Source organism: Acidovorax sp. Root275 (assembly GCF_001428965.1).
GTDB classification, from domain to species: Bacteria; Pseudomonadota; Gammaproteobacteria; order Burkholderiales; family Burkholderiaceae_C; genus Acidovorax; species Acidovorax radicis.
In genome coordinates this window covers 569,036-587,039 of record NZ_LMJH01000008.1, presented here as the reverse complement: position 1 = coordinate 587,039, position 18,004 = coordinate 569,036, and the positions used below count along the sequence as shown (strand labels likewise).

The 18,004-nt window shown below is 66.4% G+C and carries 17 protein-coding genes; 9 read left to right on the top strand and 8 right to left on the bottom strand.

Annotated elements, in window-relative coordinates; genetic code table 11:
* Positions 1 to 126: 126 nt before the first annotated feature.
* The 4 genes from ASE52_RS12790 to ASE52_RS12775 form a co-directional block, all read right to left on the bottom strand.
* Positions 127 to 1,920, bottom strand: coding sequence for a GspE/PulE family protein (locus ASE52_RS12790; RefSeq protein ID WP_010463408.1), 1,794 nt, complete (start codon positions 1,918 to 1,920; stop codon positions 127 to 129).
* Positions 1,921 to 1,966: 46 nt separating this feature from the next.
* A complete protein-coding gene (locus ASE52_RS12785; RefSeq protein ID WP_057226566.1) occupies positions 1,967 to 2,731 on the bottom strand; it encodes a hypothetical protein in 765 nt (254 codons plus the stop codon).
* 9 nt (positions 2,732 to 2,740) lie between these two features.
* On the bottom strand, positions 2,741 to 3,322 hold the full coding sequence (locus ASE52_RS12780; RefSeq protein ID WP_010463404.1) for a DNA-deoxyinosine glycosylase: 582 nt from the start codon (positions 3,320 to 3,322) through the stop codon (positions 2,741 to 2,743).
* A 158-nt stretch (positions 3,323 to 3,480) separates the two neighbouring features.
* On the bottom strand, positions 3,481 to 4,308 hold the full coding sequence (locus tag ASE52_RS12775; protein ID WP_057226564.1) for a TatD family hydrolase: 828 nt from the start codon (positions 4,306 to 4,308) through the stop codon (positions 3,481 to 3,483).
* 122 nt (positions 4,309 to 4,430) lie between these two features.
* On the opposite strand from ASE52_RS12775, the gene ASE52_RS12770 reads away from it, so the two are divergent.
* The 5 genes from ASE52_RS12770 to ASE52_RS12750 all read left to right on the top strand — a co-directional run bounded on the left by ASE52_RS12770 (position 4,431) and on the right by ASE52_RS12750 (position 8,955).
* The gene (locus tag ASE52_RS12770; RefSeq protein ID WP_057226563.1) at positions 4,431 to 5,372 is read left to right on the top strand and encodes a trypsin-like peptidase domain-containing protein; all 942 of its coding nucleotides are present in this window, start codon (positions 4,431 to 4,433) and stop codon (positions 5,370 to 5,372) included.
* 184 nt (positions 5,373 to 5,556) lie between these two features.
* Positions 5,557 to 6,552, top strand: a complete 996-nt coding sequence (locus ASE52_RS12765; RefSeq protein ID WP_057226561.1) for a MoxR family ATPase — start codon at positions 5,557 to 5,559, stop codon at positions 6,550 to 6,552.
* A 9-nt stretch (positions 6,553 to 6,561) separates the two neighbouring features.
* Complete coding sequence (locus tag ASE52_RS12760) at positions 6,562 to 7,584, top strand: DUF58 domain-containing protein (RefSeq protein WP_082606857.1); 1,023 nt, start codon at positions 6,562 to 6,564, stop codon at positions 7,582 to 7,584.
* A 32-nt stretch (positions 7,585 to 7,616) separates the two neighbouring features.
* A complete protein-coding gene (locus tag ASE52_RS12755; RefSeq protein WP_057226559.1) occupies positions 7,617 to 8,660 on the top strand; it encodes a VWA domain-containing protein in 1,044 nt (347 codons plus the stop codon).
* 46 nt (positions 8,661 to 8,706) lie between these two features.
* Complete coding sequence (locus ASE52_RS12750; protein WP_010463393.1) at positions 8,707 to 8,955, top strand: hypothetical protein; 249 nt, start codon at positions 8,707 to 8,709, stop codon at positions 8,953 to 8,955.
* Between the two features lie 49 nt (positions 8,956 to 9,004).
* Here the strand turns inward: ASE52_RS12750 and lolD are convergent, their stop codons facing one another.
* Complete coding sequence (lolD, locus tag ASE52_RS12745; RefSeq protein ID WP_057226556.1) at positions 9,005 to 9,694, bottom strand: lipoprotein-releasing ABC transporter ATP-binding protein LolD; 690 nt, start codon at positions 9,692 to 9,694, stop codon at positions 9,005 to 9,007.
* Positions 9,687 to 10,940 carry a lipoprotein-releasing ABC transporter permease subunit gene (locus tag ASE52_RS12740; RefSeq protein ID WP_057226554.1) on the bottom strand — a complete coding sequence of 418 codons (1,254 nt, stop codon included), beginning with the start codon at positions 10,938 to 10,940 and terminating at the stop codon, positions 9,687 to 9,689. The genes lolD and ASE52_RS12740 overlap by 8 nt, the downstream gene beginning before the upstream one ends.
* 80 nt (positions 10,941 to 11,020) lie before the next feature.
* Between ASE52_RS12740 and ASE52_RS12735 the strand changes: the two genes are divergently transcribed.
* Positions 11,021 to 11,977, top strand: coding sequence for a hypothetical protein (locus ASE52_RS12735; RefSeq protein ID WP_057226552.1), 957 nt, complete (start codon positions 11,021 to 11,023; stop codon positions 11,975 to 11,977).
* A complete protein-coding gene (gene recJ, locus ASE52_RS12730; protein WP_057226550.1) occupies positions 11,974 to 13,698 on the top strand; it encodes a single-stranded-DNA-specific exonuclease RecJ in 1,725 nt (574 codons plus the stop codon). The genes ASE52_RS12735 and recJ overlap by 4 nt, the downstream gene beginning before the upstream one ends.
* 182 nt (positions 13,699 to 13,880) lie before the next feature.
* On the opposite strand, the gene ASE52_RS12725 is transcribed toward recJ, so the two are convergent.
* Together ASE52_RS12725 and ASE52_RS12720 are read right to left on the bottom strand one after the other, a co-directional pair.
* On the bottom strand, positions 13,881 to 14,105 hold the full coding sequence (locus ASE52_RS12725; protein WP_057226547.1) for a 4-oxalocrotonate tautomerase family protein: 225 nt from the start codon (positions 14,103 to 14,105) through the stop codon (positions 13,881 to 13,883).
* A 164-nt stretch (positions 14,106 to 14,269) separates the two neighbouring features.
* Positions 14,270 to 16,099 carry a methyl-accepting chemotaxis protein gene (locus tag ASE52_RS12720; protein ID WP_057226545.1) on the bottom strand — a complete coding sequence of 610 codons (1,830 nt, stop codon included), beginning with the start codon at positions 16,097 to 16,099 and terminating at the stop codon, positions 14,270 to 14,272.
* Between the two features lie 286 nt (positions 16,100 to 16,385).
* Here ASE52_RS12720 and ASE52_RS12715 point away from each other — a divergent pair, with 286 nt between their 5' ends.
* Together ASE52_RS12715 and ASE52_RS12710 are read left to right on the top strand one after the other, a co-directional pair.
* Entirely contained in the window at positions 16,386 to 17,255 is an 870-nt protein-coding gene (locus tag ASE52_RS12715) for a 3',5'-nucleoside bisphosphate phosphatase (RefSeq protein ID WP_010463379.1), read from the top strand.
* Positions 17,256 to 17,268: 13 nt separating this feature from the next.
* Positions 17,269 to 17,904 carry an L-threonylcarbamoyladenylate synthase gene (locus ASE52_RS12710; RefSeq protein WP_010463376.1) on the top strand — a complete coding sequence of 212 codons (636 nt, stop codon included), beginning with the start codon at positions 17,269 to 17,271 and terminating at the stop codon, positions 17,902 to 17,904.
* Positions 17,905 to 18,004 lie beyond the last annotated feature (100 nt).

Here is an 18,004-nt window from a genome sequence, read left to right as displayed (position 1 = left end):
TGGCGGAATCTCGACTGCGCGATTGTGCGGGCAACCAGGGGCCGTGCGGATGTGGATTCCACCTACATCCGGTAACGCTTGCCCCGGTTCCCGGCTGGAGCAGATCCAAGGAGACGACCGCCGTCCCTATTCCAGGGGGGGTGTGGCGGAAATCACCTCATCCAGGGTGGTCAGCCCCTCTGCCACCCGCAGCGCGCCCGCCAGGCGCAGGGGCCGCATGCCATCCTGCACGGCCTGCCGGCGCAGCTGGTCGATCGAGGGCGCCTGGTTGATTTTCTCCTTGAGTGCCTCGGTGACGGTCAGCAGCTCATACAGGCCCATGCGCCCACGGTAGCCCCCCATGCGGCAATCCACGCAACCTACGGGCTTGTACGGGTGGTAGCCGCCACTGAGTTTCCAGGGCTTGACCACGGCCATCAGCGTCTCGCGCTCCGCCGTGTCGTCCTTTTGTTTGCATTGCTTGCACAGCGTACGCACCAGCCGCTGGGCCAGCACCCCAAGCAGCGTGGCATTGAGCAGATAAGGCGGGACTCCCAGCTCCATCATGCGGGTGATGGCGGACGGTGCGTCGTTGGTGTGAAGCGTGGAGAACACCAGATGCCCGGTCAGTGCAGCCTGGATGGCCATCTCGGCCGTCTCCAGATCGCGGATTTCGCCCACCATGATGATGTCGGGGTCCTGGCGCATGAGGGCACGCAGGCCTTCAGCGAAATTGAAATCGAGCTGGGGCTGCACCTGGGTCTGGTTGAAGCTGGGCTCGATCATTTCGATCGGGTCTTCCACCGTGCTCACGTTGACCTCTTCGGTCGCCACCCGCTTCAAGGTGGAATACAGCGTGGTGGTCTTGCCCGAGCCGGTGGGCCCCGTCACCAAAATGATGCCGTGCGGGCGCTTGACCAAACCTTCCCAGCGCTCTGCATCGTGCTGGGCAAAGCCCAGGGCGTCGAGATCCTTGACGGCGTTGTCCGGGTCGAAGATCCGCATGACCATCTTCTCGCCAAACGCCGTGGGCAAGGTGGAGAGGCGCATTTCCACTTCGTCCCCGCGCTGGTTGCGCGTCTTGATGCGGCCATCCTGCGGACGGCGCTTTTCCACCACGTCGATGCGACCCAGGAGCTTGATGCGCGAGACCATGGCGTTGTGCACACCCATGGGCATCTGGTAGACCGGGTGCAACACCCCGTCAATGCGAAAGCGGATCACGCCCTGGTCGCGCCGTGGCTCCAGGTGGATGTCGCTGGCACGCTGGTCGAAGGCGTACTGCCAGAGCCAGTCCACCACCTTGACCACGCCCTGGTCGTTGGCGTCGAGCTGCTTGTTGCTCTTGCCCAGTTCCACCAGTTGCTCGAAGCTGCTGCCCCCGGAATTGCCACCCGCCTTCTGTGCGGCGCGCACCGACTTGGCCAGGGCAAAAAACTCGGCGGTAAACCGGTGAATGTCCAGGGGGCTTGCCACCACCCGGCGGACCGTGCGACGGGACTGTCGCTCCACCTCGGCCACCCAATCGTCGATGAACGGCTCGGCCGTCGCCACCACCACCTCCTTCGTGGTCACCTGCACGGGCAGCACCTTGTGGCGCTCTGCATAGGTGGCGCTCATGGTTTCGGCTACGCGCCCCACGTCCACCTTGAGTGGATCAATGCGCAAATAAGGCAGGCCCGCCCGCTTGGCCAGGTATTCAGACAATGCCTCGATGTCCAGCGGCTTGCCATCGCTGGCACGCTCCATCGCCACGTTGGCCAGGCGCACCAGCGCGTGCTGGGAGCTCTCGGCCTGTGAACAGCGGGCGATGGTGCGTTGCGCCTCTTCGGGGGCGATGACCTCGTCATCGCTGAGCCACTGCACCATGCGCCGCCAGTCCACCGGGCCGACGTAGGGCCGGGTTGTCTTGTTGTCCGGGGAAACCAAGGATGTTTTCATCAAGAACCTTTCCAGATTGGGGCCATGCAGTGCGGCGGATGGCCTCTCAGGCCACCACGGGCTTGAACGCCCGCAGCCACTTGGTCGTGGGCAGATCCCAGCGCGCCTGGATGGCTTCGGCGCGTTCTGCCAATTCCGCGCGCTTGGGGCGCGTGGGTGTTTTCTGGGCAAGCACCACCGTGTTGCCCTCCCGGGTGGGTTTGAAGGCCCAGAGTGCCTTGTCCCCAAAGGCCGCCGCCATGCTCTGCAGGCTGCGGTCAAAACTCGATGCTCGGCCGAACAGGTTGACCGTCATGCAGCCCGTTTCGGTCAGCAGGCCCCGGCAGTCGGCGTAAAAATCCGGGCTGTCCAGCACGGGGGCTGCTGCCTCGTGGTCGTACAGATCCACGGCCAGCGCGTCCACGGTGCCCTGCCACATGGGGTTCTGGATCTCTTTCGCCGCATCGGCCAGCACCACGCGCAGCTTGGGGCCGTCGGGCGGCAGTTTGAACCACTGCCGACACACTGCCAGCACCTGGGGGTTGAGTTCGATGGCTGTCGTGCAGATGCGCAGCTTCTTGTGGCAGAACTTGGTGATGGCCCCTGCCCCCAGCCCCAGCTGCATGGCGTGGCCCTTGGACACCAGCGCCGGGTCGGCAAACAGAAGCCACGCCATCATGCGCTGTACATACTCCAGCTCCAGCACAAAAGGCTCGGCTATGCGCATGGAGCCCTGGATCCAGGGTGTACCCAGGTGCAGATGGCGGACTTCGCTGTCGTCCGAGACGCTGACTTCAGGCAGTTCTTGCAGTTTTTCTTTTTTGCGGGTCATTCACAACAGTCAAAGCAGGCGGTGGGCCGACATCAGCGCCGCCCAGGCGGCCAATTTGCGTTCAAAACTCCAGGAGGCGTTGGCCGGACTGGTCGAGGGCAGGCGGTGCGAAGCGATGGAGCGGGGGTGGAGAAAGCTGTTCAGCACCGCCGGGGCGTGCTTGAAGCTCTCGCCACCATTGTGGGCGACGGCGGCAAGCTGCGGACACGCCACCTGCAATCGCGCAAAGTCGTTGACCCGCGCATTGCGGATGCTGGTGTCCAGGCTGCCTTCCCGCTCGCAGCTTTCATACACATCCCACAGGCCGAGCCCCCGTGCCAGCAGCCAGTCGCAGCGTGCGGCATACCCGCCATCTCCCGCAGGCGGCAAGGGGTGCTGGGGCCACAGCGCTTGCAAGATCTTCCAGAAATGGTTCTGTGGGTGCGCGTAATACTGGCGCAGCCGCAAGGAGGCCGCCCCCGGAAAACTTCCGAGGACCAGCACCACCGTGCCCGCGGACACCACCGGCGGCAGCCCCTCCAGGCGCACCGGTGGGGCTGGCGCCGGGGCATCAGGGATAGGTGGGGGCTGCGTCAGCGCGGCGTCGGGCATCCGCCGATTCTGAACCGAAACCCATCAGCAACCCCGTGAGAGCCTCAAAAAAAACGATAGCTGTAAACCCTTTACCACAAAGCGCTGGCCTCCTAAAAACCTACCAATTGATGGATCAGAACCTGTTCACGATATCGCGGGAGATCGTGAACAGGTTCTCAAAACGAGACCAGCGCTTGCAACCGGGGCAGTGCCCCCAGCGCATTGGCGCAGGTGATGCCCGCCAAAACCTCCCGCGGCTGGCCACGCACCTCTGCCAATGCGCTGGCAATGCGCGGGAGCTCGCCGGGTGCATTGCGCCCTTGGGCCAGGCCTTCAGCGCGCTGGGCGGCGGTGGCATACAACCAATGGGGAGGAATGTCAGGAGCATCGGTCTCCACCACCAGGGCCTCTGCGGGCAGTTCCGCCGCCAGGCGGCGCAGCTGCAGCGCCCGGTCGTAGGTCATCGCACCGCCAAACCCCAGCTTGAAACCCAGGGCGATGAACGCCTGCGCCTGTTGCAGGCTGCCATTGAAGGCATGGGCGATGCCGCCTTGGACCGGCAGCTCTCGCAGGCCCTTGAGCAGCCGGTCGGATGAGCGGCGCACATGCAGGATCACCGGCAGATCGAACCGCCGTGCGAGCTGCAGTTGCACGCGGTAGAACCGCTCTTGCCGGGCAGCGTCCAGGCCGGGCACAAAAAAATCCAGGCCAATCTCTCCGATAGCCACCAGGCGCGGGTCTGCCCGGTGCTGCTCCAGCTCCTGCGCCAGCAGCTCCAGATCCGCGTCGTGCGCGCGCCCTGTGTAGAGGGGGTGAATGCCCAGCGCATAGCTGTCGCCGTGCCGGTGGGCCAACGCCCGCACCGTGGCCCAGTTGCTGCGCTCCACCGCCGGAATCACACAGTGGGCCACGCCCTGGGCCTGCGCCTCGGCGCGCACGGCATCGCGGTCAGGGTCAAACTCCGGCGCATCCAGGTGGCAATGTGTATCGATCCAGACAGTCATAGGGCGATGATGCCCCATCAGGCCCTCAGTCCTGAAACCTTGCCAGTGCACTCTGCGGCGATCCGTGCTAACGTGAAAACCGTGCGCCGTCTCGCGGCGTCTTCCGTAGAAAAGGTGACAGGATGCCCCGGCCCGCCCTCTACAGCAGCTCCCGCCACACCCACCGCTCCCCGCCGGAGCCGGTTGAACAGGCGCCTGCGCCCACCGCACAACCAGCGGCCGGCATGGACGCCACCCTGCCCAACCCGCCCACCACCCAAGCGGCCAGTGCAAACCTTTCGCGGCGCCATCTGCACGCCCTGTGGGCACTGATCGCTCTGCTGGCCACGCTGCTGCTCTACAGCCTGTGGCTGCACCAGCGCCCCGCTGCCCACCGGATCACCCAGGAAGACATTGACGCCGCCGTGCTGCGCACGCTGGAGACCACCACCCCGCCCTCCGCCGCCGCCCGTGCGGTGGAAGCGATTTCGCCCTCCATCGTGCGCGTGGTGGGCTACAGCCGCAGCAAGAACGGCAAGGAAGAGGTGGAACGTGGCATCGGCACGGGCGTGGTGATTGTGGATAAAGGCGTCATCCTGACCAACCTGCACGTGGTGGCGGGCGCGGACCGCATTGCCATCACCTTCCACGACGGCCTGGAAACCACCGCCAGCATCACGGGTGCCCAGCCCGAGAACGACCTGGCCGTGCTGCAGGCCCACAAGGTGCCCGACGATCTGTTCGCAGCCCCGCTGCGCTCCACCCAGGACCTGCGCCCCGGCGACCACGTGGTGGCCGTGGGCTTCCCGTTTGGCATCGGACCGTCGGCCTCAGCGGGCGTGATCTCGGGCCTCAAGCGCGAATTCACCTCGCCCGAAGGCAAGCGCCAGCTCAGCAATCTCATCCAGTTCGATGCTGCAGCCAACCCAGGCAACTCTGGTGGGCCGCTGGTCACGCTCGATGGCGAGGTGGTAGGCATCGTCACCGCCATCCTGAACCCCACTTCAGCCCGCACCTTCATCGGTATCGGCTTTGCGGTGCCCATCGAGAACGCGGCGTCGGCCGTGGGCATGCCGCCGTTTTAGTATGAAACACCCTCTGAGTCGCTTCGCGCCTTCCCCCTCAAGAGGGACGAAACCCTCACACGGAGCGGAGGCGACATCTGCACATCGCGGCGGCCCTTGCTCGGTGTCCCCCGCCTTGGCCGCGCCCGCCGCGTGAGCTTGGAACAGTTTGCACGTCGTTGATCACTGACAAGGAAGGAAACCCATGGAATCCACAACGAACACCGCGACACTGATGGAACAGGTGCTCTACGAAGTCAAACGCGTGGTGGTGGGCCAGGACCGTTTTCTGGAACGCGTCATGGTCGCCATGCTCGCCCAGGGCCACCTGCTGGTCGAAGGCGTGCCCGGCCTGGCCAAGACGCTCACGGTGAAGACGTTGGCCTGCACCATTCAGGGCAGCTTCAAGCGCATCCAGTTCACGCCCGACCTGGTGCCCGCCGATCTGGTGGGCACGCGCATGTACAACCAGAAGACCGGCGAGTTCAGCACCACGCTGGGCCCCGTCTTCACCCACCTGCTGCTGGCCGACGAAATCAACCGCGCGCCCGCCAAGGTGCAAAGCGCCCTGCTGGAGGTGATGCAGGAACGCCAGGTGACGATTGCGGGCGAGACCCACAAGGTGCCCGAGCCCTTCCTGGTGATGGCCACGCAAAACCCCATCGAGACCGAAGGCACCTACGCACTGCCCGAAGCCCAGGTGGACCGCTTCATGATGAAGGTGCTGCTGGGCTACCCATCCGAGGAAGAAGAATTCGTGATCGCCCAGCGTGCACTCGACCTGCCCGTGCAGGTGCTGCCCGTGGCCACCACGGCGCAGCTGGCGGCGCTGCAGGCCGAGTGCCGCACCGTGTATGTGGACCCGTCGATGCTGCAATATGCCGTGAAACTGGTGGCCGCCACCCGCGAGCCCACGCGGCATGGCCTCAAGGACCTGGCGGGCTACATCAGCTGCGGCGCCAGCCCGCGCGCCACCATTGCCCTGGCCGAGGGCGCCCAGGCCCTGGCCATGCTGCGCGGGCGCAACTATGTGCTGCCCGAGGACATGACCGACCTGGCGGCCGACGTGCTGCGCCACCGCATCGCCCTGTCGTACGAGGCGCTGTCCGAAGGGCTGGATGCCGATGCCCTCGTCAAGCGCATCATGGCCAAGATACCGGCGCCCGCGCGCCCTTTGCACCACGAGCAAAAAGCCGCTTGAGCCCCCGCCATGAACAGCAAGCCGCCTGAAACCTCCGCCACGGTCCACACCCTGCCCACACTGCCCGGGCAGGCGGACCGGCTGCTGCGCGAGCTGGAGTGGAAGGTGATCCGCCGCCTGGACGGCCTGCTGCAGGGCGACTACCGCACGCTGATGCGCGGCAGCGGCCTGGACCTGGCCGACCTGCGCGAATACCAGCCGCATGACGACGTGCGCCACATCGACTGGAACGTGACCGCGCGCCTGAACACGCCCCATGTGCGCGTGTTCACCGAAGACCGCGAGATGACCGCGTGGTTTCTGCTCGACCTGAGCCCGTCCATCAATTTCGGCCCGCAGGGCAACGCCAAGCGCGACATCCTGACCGGCTTTGTCGCCGTGTTGTCGCGGCTGCTGACACGCCACGGCAACCGCGTGGGCGCCATGCTCTACGGCGCAGGCAATGCACCCGCCCGCGCCGTGGATGCGGTGTTACCACCTCGCAACAGCCGCGCCCATGTGCTGCATCTGGTGCACCGGCTGTTGACGCCGCCCGCCCCTACCACCGGCACATCAAAACCCGGCGGAGGCGCCACAGAACTGCATCGTTTGTTGCAAACAGGCTTGGCCAACCTGCGCCGCCGCTCCACCGTCTTCGTGGTGTCCGACTTCATCAGTGCACCCGGTTGGGAAAAGCCCCTGGCCCAACTCGCGCAGCGGCACGACGTGGTCGCAGTGCGCCTGCTCGACCCGCTGGAGCTGGAACTGCCCGATGTGGGCCTCATCACGCTGCGCGATGCCGAAAGCGGCGAACAACTGCAGGTGGACACCCACGACGCGGGCTTTCGCCGCCGCTTTGCCCACCTGGCGGCCGAGCGCGAGGCGGCGCTGCGCGAAGGGCTGACCCGCGCGGGCGCCGACACGCTGGAGCTGTGCACCGACGACGACCTGGTCGACGCCCTGCTGCGTTTCATGGACCTGCGCCAGCGCCGGGTGCGCACGTCCCGAGCCTCTACCTCCCGTGCGGCAGACCCGGCACAGCACGCCGCCTGAACGAACCGCACCCCCGCCCGAAGGAACACACCATGGTTTTTCTCTGGCCCACCCTGCTCTGGCTGTTGCTGGTCGTGCCGCTGCTGGTGCTGCTGTACTGGTGGCTGCTGCACCGGCGCAAGAAAACAGCGCTGAGCTATTCGAGCCTGTCGCTGGTGCGCGAGGCCATGGGCCCAGGCCAGAACCTGCGCCGCCACCTCCCTCCCGCGCTGTTCCTGCTGGCCCTGGTGGCGCTGCTGCTGGCCGCCGCGCGCCCGCTCGCCGTCATCACGCTGCCCTCGCAGGACCAGACCATCATGCTGGCCATGGATGTCTCGGGCAGCATGCGCGCCGCCGACGTGGAGCCCGACCGCATCACCGCTGCGCAAAACGCCGCCAAAGCCTTTATCGCCGAGCTGCCGCGCCATGTGCGCGTGGGCATCGTGGCCTTTGCCGGCAGCGCCCAGCTGGCCCAGTTGCCCACCCAGAGTCGCGAAGACCTGGTGAAAGCCATCGACAGCTTCCAGTTGCAGCGCGGCACGGCCACGGGCAACGGCATCATGCTGTCGCTGGCCACGCTGTTCCCCGACGCGGGCATCGACATCTCGGCCCTGGGCGGGCGCCAGGCCATGCGCCCCAAGCCCATTGACGAAATCGGCAAGCAGGACCCGGCCAAGGCGTTCACGCCCGTGGCACCCGGCTCCTACACCTCGGCCGCCATCATCATGCTGACCGACGGCCAGCGCACCACCGGCGTGGACCCGCTGGAGGCCGCCAAGTGGGCAGCCGACCGGGGGGTGCGGGTGTACACCGTGGGCGTGGGTACGGTCGCGGGGGAGACCATCGGCTTTGAAGGCTGGTCCATGCGGGTGCGGCTGGACGAAGAAACCCTGAAGGCCGTGGCCACGCGCACCAACGCCGAATACTTCCACGCGGCCACCGCAGCGGATTTGAAGAAGGTGTACGAAACGCTCAGCTCACGGCTGACGGTGGAAAAGAAGGAGACCGAGATCTCCGCCCTGCTCGCCTTGGCGGGCGCAGCGCTGGCCCTGCTGGCTGCGGCGCTGTCGGTGTGGTGGTATGGGAGGGTGATGTAACCAGCAAGCATGTTCGTCAACACGACGTTCCAACCAGGAGACATCCATGCGTTCTTTGATCCGGGCTTGCGCCCTTGTGCTCGTCGCCACGGCCGCCGGCACCGCCATGGCCCATAACTGCCCCAATGAAATGAAAGCCATCGACGCCAAGCTGGCCACCAACCCGAGCCTGACGGCAGACAACGCCGCCAAGGTCAAACAGCTGCGCGCCGACGGCGAAGCGCACCACAAGGCGGGCAAACACGACGATTCGATGAAATCCCTGGCCGAAGCCAAGAAGATTCTCGGTATCTAAGCCGCGCCCCGGCCCGCAACGCTGGGCTCAGCCGTGGGGCCGAGCTTGCCTAACTTAACCGCCCCAGCACCAGCCGCACCACGCGGTCGCAGCGCGCGGCCAGCGACTCATCGTGCGTGACCATCACAAACGCCGTGCCCTGGTCACGCGCCAGTTGCAGCATCAGGTCAAACACCCCATCCGCCGTGCTGCGGTCGAGGTTGCCCGTGGGCTCGTCGGCCAGCACACAGGCGGGCCGCGTGACCAGCGCCCGCGCAATCGCCACGCGCTGGCGCTCGCCGCCCGACAGCTCGGCCGGCCGGTGCATCAGGCGCTCTTTCAAACCGACGGAGGTAAGCACCCGCTCCGCCTCGGCATGGCATTGCGCCAGCGGCAGGCGGCGAATGCGCAGCGGCATCGCCACGTTGTCGAGTGCGCTGAACTCGGGCAGCAGGTGGTGGAACTGGTAGATAAAACCCAGGTGCTGGTTGCGCAGCTGGCCCTGGCGCTCTGCCGACAGCGAGGACATCTCTTCGCCCTTGAGGCGCACGGTGCCTGCCGTGGGCGCATCCAGCCCACCGAGCAGGTGCAGCAGCGTGCTCTTGCCCGAGCCCGACGCGCCGACGATGGCCAGCGTTTGCCCGGCATGGATCTGAAGGTCCACGCCTTTGAGCACCGTCACGTCGAGGCGGCCTTCGGTGAATCGCTTGGTGAGGCCCTTGGCCTCCAGTACCACCACTCCAACTTTCTGATCACTCATAACGCAGCGCCTCGGCAGGGTTCACACGGCTGGCGCGCCAGCTGGGGTACAGGGTGGCGACAAAGGCCAGCACGAGCGAGATGATGCCAATGGGCAGGATGTCGCTGCTTTGCGGCTCGCTGGGCATCTTGCTGATGAGGTAGATGTCCTTGGGCAGGAAGCTCGCGTTCAGCGCTTTCTCGATGGCGGGCACGATCACGTCGATGTTGAGCGCAATGCCAAGGCCCAGCAACAGGCCCACGGCTGTGCCGATCACGCCCACCATGGCGCCCTGCACCACAAAGATGCCCATGATGCTTTTGGGGCTGGCGCCCAGCGTGCGCAGGATGGCGATGTCGGCGCGCTTGTCGGTCACCGTCATCACCAGCGTGGACACCAGGTTGAACGCAGCCACCGCCACGATGAGCGTGAGGATGATGAACATCATGCGTTTTTCCAACTGCACCGCAGCGAACCAGGTGCGGTTTTGTTGGGTCCAGTCGCGGATCAGCAGTTGGCCGCTCAAGGACTGCGCCAATTGCTGGGCCACCTCGCGCGCCTGGTGCAGGTCCTTGAGCTTCAGGCGCACGCCGGTGGGGCCTTCGAGGCGGAAGATGCGCTGCGCGTCCTCGTGGTGCAGCAGCACCAGGGCCGAGTCGTATTCGTAGTGGCCCGAGTCGAAGGTGCCTGCCACCGTCATCTGCTTGAGCCGAGGCACCACCCCGGCGGGAGTGACCTGGCCTGCGGGCGCGATCAGGGTGACCACATCGCCAGCGCGCACGCCTAAAGCGCGGGCCAGCTCACCGCCCAGCACCACGCGAAACTCGCCGGGCACCAGCAGGTTGAGCGTTTTTTCGTTGGTGGCGGCCAGGTCCGTCACGGCGCCTTCCAGCGCCGGGTCGATGCCGCGCACCAGCGCGCCCTTCATGTCCTCGCCGCGCGCCAGCAGCGCCTGCGCCGCCACGAACGGCGCCGCGCCCACCACGTTGGGGTTCTGCTTGGCCTCGGCCAGCGTGCGCGCTGGGTCGGGCAGCGCCGCGCCCTGGGGCGCAAAAATCTCGATGTGCGAGACCACGCTGAGCATGCGGTCGCGCACTTCCTTCTGAAAGCCGTTCATCACCGACAACACGATGATGAGCGCCGCCACCCCGAGTGCGATGCCCAGCATGGACACGCCCGAGATGAACGAGATGAAGCCGTTGCGCCGCGTGGCGCGGCCCGCGCGCGTGTAGCGCCAGCCCAGGGCCAGTTCGTAAGGGATTTGCATGAATAAGGAAAGAAGGCACTGCAGGGTGCGGAATGCACGCCACAGGCCGGCCAGATTGTGGCATCCCGGACAATAGGCCCATGTCGGACACCACCCATTTGCTCATTCCCTACGCCGCCAGCGCCTCCCCGGGATGCCAGCAAGCCCTGCAGGAACTCGCCCTGCCCCACCTGGACCGGCTTTTGGCCCGGCTCCGCCCCTACCCCGGCCACAGTGACAGTGGCGAGGAAACCAGCTTTTCCGCCCCCCACGAACGTGCCCTGGCGCGCGCTCTGGGCCTGCCAGCACAAGACGGCCGCATCCCCTGGGCCGCGTGGCACCGCCACCAGCAAGGCCTCTCCACCAACGGAGACGCCTGGGCTTTTGTCACCCCCTGCCAGTGGCAGGTCAGCACCGACCATGTCACGCTGCGCAACCCCGAGCACCTCTCGCTGGACGAGGCCGCATCGCGCGCGCTGCTGGCTATCGTGTCGCCCTGGTTTGCCGAAGACGGCATCACCCTGCACTACGACCAGCCCACGCGCTGGCTGGCCAGCGGCCCGCTGTTTGCCCAGCTTGCCACCGCCTCGCTGGAGCGCGTGCTGCAGCGCGACGTGCGCGCCTGGATGCCGGATGTGAAACAAGCCCGCACACTGCACCGCCTGCACAGCGAGATGCAGATGCTGCTGTACACCCACGCCTTCAATGACGAACGCTCGGCGCGCGGGCTGCCGGTGATCAATTCGTTCTGGGTGCATGGCACGGGTCTATTGCCTTCGCCTGCGCCCTCCGCCACCACTGCGCCGACGGTGCCGGCGACGTTGCGCGACGCGGCGTTGAACGAGGACTGGCGCACCTGGGCCGCCGCCTGGACTGCGCTGGACGCCGGCCCGGTGGCCGACCTGCTGCGCCAAGCCGAAGGCGGCGCGCCCGTGCTGCTGACACTGTGCGGCGAGCGCAATGCGCTGGCCTTCCACAGCGCGCCCCGCACGCTGGCCCAGCGTTTTCAAAGCCTTTTCAGGCCCCAGCGCTTTACAGAAATGTGCGATAAGCTATGAAAATAGTAGCAAGAGATATTCCCCCCCGCGCCGCCTGGGCGCTGGAACAGGCCGGTGTGCACCCGCTGCTGGCCCGCCTGTACGCCGCACGCGGCGTGCGCGCCAAGGACGAGCTGGATGACGGCCTGGCGCGCCTGCTGCCGCCCAGCGGTGAAAAAGGCCTCAAAGGCATCGACAGCGCCGCCCGCCTGCTGGCCGACGCGATGGCGCAAAACAAACGCCTCGTCATCGTGGCCGACTACGACTGCGACGGCGCCACCGCCTGCGCCGTGGGCGTGCGCGGACTGCGGTTGCTGGGCGCGCAGCACGTGGACTACCTCGTGCCCGACCGCGTGACCGACGGCTACGGCCTCACCGCACCCATCGCCCGCCGCGTGGCCGAGCGCGGCGCCGATGTGCTCATCACCGTGGACAACGGCATTGCCAGCGTGGACGGCGTGGCCGAGGCCAAGGCGCTGGGCCTGACCGTGGTGGTCACCGACCACCACCTGCCCGGCCCCGAGCTGCCTGTGGCCGACGCCATCGTCAACCCCAACCAGCCCGGCTGCACGTTCGAGAGCAAGTCCATGGCTGGCGTGGGCGTGATGTTTTATGTGCTGCTGGCGCTGCGGGCCGAGCTGCGGGCGCGCGGTGTTTTTGACGCGACCACCCAACCCAAGCTCGACCCGCTGCTCACGCTCGTGGCGCTCGGCACCGTGGCCGACGTGGTCAAGCTCGATGCCAACAACCGCCGCCTGGTCGCCCAGGGCCTGAAACGCATCCGAGCGGGCCAGATGCCCGCCGGGGTGGCTGCGCTGTTCACCGCCGCCGGCCGCAAGGCACCGGTAGCCACCACGTTCGACTTTGGCTTCGCTTTAGGCCCCCGCATCAACGCCGCAGGCCGCCTGGCCGACATGACGCTGGGCATCGAATGCCTGCTGACCGACGACGCGGGCCGCGCCGCCGAGCTGGCGGGCCTGCTCGACGGCATCAACCGCGAGCGCCGCGAGATCGAAGGCGGCATGCGCGACCAGGCCATGCTGATGGCGGAGAGCCTGTTCCAGGAAGACGAGGAGCCGCCCCCGGCCATCAGCGTGTTCGACCCCGACTTTCACGAAGGCGTGGTGGGCATCGTGGCCAGCCGCATCAAGGACAAGCTGCACCGCCCCACCTTTGTCTTTGCGGCCAGCAGCGCGCCGGGCAAAGAGCACGAGCTCAAGGGCTCCGGCCGATCCATCCCCGGCTTTCATCTGCGAGATGCGCTGGACCTGGTGGCCAAGCGCCACCCGGGCGTGTTGCTGAAGTTTGGCGGCCATGCCATGGCGGCGGGCTGCACGGTGGCCGAAGAAGCGTTCGAGGTGTTTGAGCGCGCTCTGGCCCAGGTGGCGCAGGAGTGGCTGGACGCCGCCACGCTCACCCGCCGCATCGAGACCGACGGCCCATTGGCCCCGGAATACTGCCGCGCCGACATGGTGGACACCCTGCACCACGAGGTCTGGGGCCAGGGCTTTGCGCCCCCCACCTTCAGCGAAGAAGTGCAGATCGTGAGCCAGCGCCTGGTGGGCGAATCCAAGAACCACCTGTCGATCAAGCTCATGCACCAGGGCAACCCGGTGGACGCCATCTGGTTCGGCCACACCGAGCAGCTACCCGCACGCGTGCTGCTGGCCTTCCGGCTCGATGTGAACGAGTGGAAGGGCGAGCGCAAGGTACAGTTTCTGGTCGAGGGGGCTCAGATCTAGGAGTCTGTCGGACTTGGAGCGTCGAAGCGAAAATTGGCCCCAGCGAGGACAGTTTTTGCCGGATTTGCAGTCCCATAGCCGAGCTATGGGGCAAAAAGACGGTGGAAAATGGACCGCTGAGGTCAATTTGCAGCCGACGATTTCCAAGTCCGACAGACTCCTAGGGCAAGGCCCCACCCCACTCAGGCCTGCGCAGGGCCCTTGTTGCGCTGGCGGATCACCGTGACCGGCTCGCCGCCCTGACCCCAGTTCTCCGGGTCCACCTCGTCGATGATGACAGTGACAGTTTCAGGGCGCTTGTCCAGCACCTGCTGCATAAGCTGGGTGACGCCCGCAATCAAGGCGGCTTTCTGGGCTGCCGTGGTGGGCAGGTCGCGGCGCGCAAGGCGGATGTTGACCAGGGGCATGGGCAGGTCCTTTCGTCATACACAAAAAACAAAACAAAAGGCAGCCGGGGCTGCCTTGGGGGCGTGGTGCAAAAAATTTTGAGGCTTTTTGGCCTCTAGCGCCGAATGGGAAAGCGCTATTAGCTATTATTTTTATAGCAAACCTTCGCCACGCTCGGCGAACTTCAGAAGCTTTCCCAGTCGTCATCCCCGCCTTTGGCCACAGCCCGGGGTGCCGGTGCGGCGGGCGTGGCCGATGGTGCCGGCGCAGCGGCGGGCCGGCGGGCTGGGGAGGGGGCCGAAGACGCCAGCCGGGCCGCTACAGGGGCCTTGGGGGCCTGGGGAGCCTTGAGGGGCTGTGGCGCCTTGGCGGTTGCAGGTTTGTTGCCCAGGGCTGTCCTGGCCGCTGGCGCGGGCCGTGCTGCCGCCGTCGGCGCCGGGCGGGACGCTGCCGGCGCGCGAACTGCCAGCGCACCCACGTTGAACACCGCCACCACTTCGGCCAGCCGCTGGGCCTGGTCGCGCATCGAGGCTGCTGCGGCGGTGGACTCTTCCACCAGTGCCGCATTCTGCTGCGTCATCTGGTCGAGGTGCGTCACGGCCTGGTTGACCTGGGCAATCCCGTCGCGCTGCTCGGAGGAGGATGCCGTGATTTCGCCGATGAGGTCGCTCACGCGCTGCACGCTGGCCACGATCTCGCCCATGGTCTGGCCCGCCTGCGCGACCTGGGCAGAGCCCGACTCGACGTTTTCGACCGAGGCACTGATCAGGTTCTTGATCTCCTTGGCGGCCTCGGCGCTGCGCCCGGCCAGGCTGCGCACCTCGCTGGCCACCACGGCAAAGCCCCGGCCCTGTTCGCCTGCTCGGGCGGCTTCCACGGCGGCGTTCAGCGCCAGGATGTTGGTCTGAAAGGCGATGCCATCGATCACGCCGATGATGTCGCTGATCTTGCGCGAGCTGTCGGTGATCTGCTGCATGCTGGTGACCACCTGGCCCACCACTTCGCCGCCGCGTGCCGCCGCCTGGGCCGCCGTGCCCGCGAGCTGGTTGGCCTGGCGCGCCGTGTCGGCCGACTGGCTCACCGTGGCCGTAAGTTCTTCCATGCTGGCGGCCGTTTCCTCCAGGTTCGAGGCGGTCTGCTCGGTGCGGGCCGACAGGTCATGGTTGCCGTTGGCGATCTGGATCGAAGCCGACGAGACTGAATCCACACCCACCCGCACCTCGCTCACCACACCGCGCAAGCGGGTGGACATGGCCGACAGGGATCTCAGCATGTGGCCGAACTCGTCCTTGCGGGTGGATTGCAGCTCGCGCGTGAGGTCGCCAGCGGCGATGGCGTCGATGGTTTCCACCGCCTCGTCCAGTGGAACGGTGATGGAACGCACCAGCTTCCAGGCCAGCAGCAGCACCACCACAATCAGCACGGCCGACACCACCAGGCCCTGGATGGCATAGGCAACGCGCCGTTGCGTGGTCTCGGCCCGGATCTCGTCGCGGCGCTTTTGCAGCACGGCGACAAACTCGTCCTGTGCCTTGAGGTAGCGCCCGACCATGGGGGTGAGTTCGTTGTCCGCAAACTGCTGGGTGGCCACACCATCGCCCGCGCCCTTGAGCTCCCAGGTCTTGGCAGTGGCGGCCAGCACCAGCTTGCGTTCGGCCAGCACCTTGTCGAGCGCCGCTTTTTCATCGGGCGCCGTGGCACCGGCCACGATCCCCTCTTGAATCTTGTTGATGCCGCCAATGATCTCCTTGACCTTGGCATCGTACTGCTGGGCCAGCACCGCGTCGGTGGTGACGGCACCGCCCATCACCATGTTCACGGCGGTCTCGGTGGCACCCCGCCAGCGTATGGCGGCAGAAATGCGCTCTTCGATCTCGATGACCCGGTCCATCGCGCTCGACATGGAGCTGTTGGCCCGGTACTGCTGGAACCCGGAGATCAGGAGCATGGCCAGCATCAGCAGGATGAACGCACCCCACAGCTTGCGCGCTACGCGGATATTGTCGATTTGCATGGTTCGTCTTTCCTCGTAAACCTGGAAATGGGAGTTTGCGGCCATCACGCCGCCCGCAACACCCGATTGCATCAACAGCAGACCATAGCCTACGTCAGCCCGGACCCCGCCTCGGCCCATTGCCACCCTGTTCTCCCCGGGAAAAACCCGCACCCTGGGCGCCAAAGGTGACAGGTCAGCCCACCCCGGGGCAGCGGCACCATGCCAGGTCTGCGAGAACCCGCCCACGACAGCCCAGGGGTCGCGCAGTGGCGCGCATTTTCGGTACAAGCCCTAAAATGGCACGGTGACACCCATACTGAACGCCGACCTGCATTGCCATTCCGTGGTATCCGACGGAACCCTGACCCCGGAAGACCTGGCCGCCCGGGCGAGGGCCAACGGGGTCGAGTTGTGGGCGCTCACCGACCATGACGAAATCAGCGGCCAGCACCGTGCCGCTGCCGCCGCCCACGCACAGGGCATGGCCTATCTCACAGGCACCGAAATCTCGGTCACGTTTGCCGACACCACCGTCCACATCGTGGGCCTGGGGTTCGACCCCGACAACACCCAGCTGGCCCAGGGCCTGGCCGCCACGCGCGGCGGGCGCGGCGAACGCGCCAAAGACATGGCCGAACAGCTGGCCCAGGTGGGCATTCCCGGTGCCTACGAGGGCGCGCTGCAGTTCGTGGGCAACCCGGCACTGATCTCGCGCACCCATTTCGCGCGCTTCCTGGTGGAGACCGGAGTCTGCAGGGACACGTCCGAGGTGTTTCGCAAGTACCTCATCGAGGGAAAACCGGGCTACGTGCCACACCGCTGGGCGTCCCTGGGCGATGCCGTGCGCTGGATCACCGAGGCAGGTGGCATGGCCATCATTGCCCATCCGGCGCGCTACAAGTTCAGTGCCAACGAAGAATTTGCGCTGTTTTCCGAGTTCAAGGCGCACGGCGGGCGGGGGGTGGAGGTCGTCACCGGCAGCCACAGCGCGGCCGAATATGTCACCTATGCCGCAATGGCGCAGGAATTTGGCCTGGCTGCGTCACGCGGCAGCGACTTCCACAGCCCGGACGAGTCCCACACCGACCTGGGGACCTTGCCGCTGCTGCCCGGCCAGCTTACCCCGGTCTGGGAACTGCTCGCTGAACGCATTCGGCACCCCGCTGCCGTTTGAGACGCACTATTTCATGGCCCAGTATTTCGAAGTTCACCCCGACAACCCCCAGCCGCGCCTGCTCAAGCAGGGCGCCATGCTGCTGCAAAAGGGCGGCATCCTGGCCGTGCCCACCGATTCCAGCTATGCGCTGGTCTGCCACCTGGACGACAAGGATGCTGTCGATCGCATGCGCCGCATCCGCCAGGTGGATGACAAGCACCACCTCACCCTGTTGTGCCGTGACCTGTCGGAGCTGGCCAACTATGCCCGCGTGGACAACCGCCAGTACCGCCTGCTCAAGCTCGGTACGCCTGGCCCCTACACCTTCATCCTCGAAGCGACCAAGGAAGTGCCACGCCGCGTGAGCCACCCTTCGCGCAAGACCATCGGCCTGCGCGTGCCCGACCGCAAGGGCCTGCAACTGCTGCTGGAGCTGCACGGCGCCCCCCTGCTGGCCACCACGCTGATCCCGGCCGGCGAGACCGAGCCCCTGAACGACCCGCAGGAAATCCGCGAACGCTACGAAAAGCTGGTGGATGCCGTCGTGGATGCGGGCGCCTGCCCGCTGGAACCCACCACCGTGGTGGACCTGACCCCCATGGGCACCGGCGGCGACCCCGAAGTGGTGCGCGAAGGCCGAGGCAGCTTGAAGGCTTTGGGGTTGTAAAGCTGAAATCCCGTGACCCGCCCTGCGCCCGCGCAGAGCGGTCTTGAGGGTCAGCAAAAGCGCCTTTCAGGCTACCGTGCCCACAACTGGCGCTGCCAAA

What these genes read in the sequence shown, in the direction of transcription:
- ASE52_RS12790 (WP_010463408.1), bottom strand. Translation starts at nt 1,920, where the DNA reads ATGAAAACATCCTTGGTTTCCCCGGACAACAAGACAACCCGGCCCTAC.
- ASE52_RS12785 (WP_057226566.1), bottom strand. Translation starts at nt 2,731, where the DNA reads ATGACCCGCAAAAAAGAAAAACTGCAAGAACTGCCTGAAGTCAGCGTC.
- ASE52_RS12780 (WP_010463404.1), bottom strand. Translation starts at nt 3,322, where the DNA reads ATGCCCGACGCCGCGCTGACGCAGCCCCCACCTATCCCTGATGCCCCG.
- ASE52_RS12775 (WP_057226564.1), bottom strand. Translation starts at nt 4,308, where the DNA reads ATGACTGTCTGGATCGATACACATTGCCACCTGGATGCGCCGGAGTTT.
- ASE52_RS12770 (WP_057226563.1), top strand. Translation starts at nt 4,431, where the DNA reads ATGCCCCGGCCCGCCCTCTACAGCAGCTCCCGCCACACCCACCGCTCC.
- ASE52_RS12765 (WP_057226561.1), top strand. Translation starts at nt 5,557, where the DNA reads ATGGAATCCACAACGAACACCGCGACACTGATGGAACAGGTGCTCTAC.
- ASE52_RS12760 (WP_082606857.1), top strand. Translation starts at nt 6,562, where the DNA reads ATGAACAGCAAGCCGCCTGAAACCTCCGCCACGGTCCACACCCTGCCC.
- ASE52_RS12755 (WP_057226559.1), top strand. Translation starts at nt 7,617, where the DNA reads ATGGTTTTTCTCTGGCCCACCCTGCTCTGGCTGTTGCTGGTCGTGCCG.
- ASE52_RS12750 (WP_010463393.1), top strand. Translation starts at nt 8,707, where the DNA reads ATGCGTTCTTTGATCCGGGCTTGCGCCCTTGTGCTCGTCGCCACGGCC.
- lolD (WP_057226556.1), bottom strand. Translation starts at nt 9,694, where the DNA reads ATGAGTGATCAGAAAGTTGGAGTGGTGGTACTGGAGGCCAAGGGCCTC.
- ASE52_RS12740 (WP_057226554.1), bottom strand. Translation starts at nt 10,940, where the DNA reads ATGCAAATCCCTTACGAACTGGCCCTGGGCTGGCGCTACACGCGCGCG.
- ASE52_RS12735 (WP_057226552.1), top strand. Translation starts at nt 11,021, where the DNA reads ATGTCGGACACCACCCATTTGCTCATTCCCTACGCCGCCAGCGCCTCC.
- recJ (WP_057226550.1), top strand. Translation starts at nt 11,974, where the DNA reads ATGAAAATAGTAGCAAGAGATATTCCCCCCCGCGCCGCCTGGGCGCTG.
- ASE52_RS12725 (WP_057226547.1), bottom strand. Translation starts at nt 14,105, where the DNA reads ATGCCCCTGGTCAACATCCGCCTTGCGCGCCGCGACCTGCCCACCACG.
- ASE52_RS12720 (WP_057226545.1), bottom strand. Translation starts at nt 16,099, where the DNA reads ATGCAAATCGACAATATCCGCGTAGCGCGCAAGCTGTGGGGTGCGTTC.
- ASE52_RS12710 (WP_010463376.1), top strand. Translation starts at nt 17,269, where the DNA reads ATGGCCCAGTATTTCGAAGTTCACCCCGACAACCCCCAGCCGCGCCTG.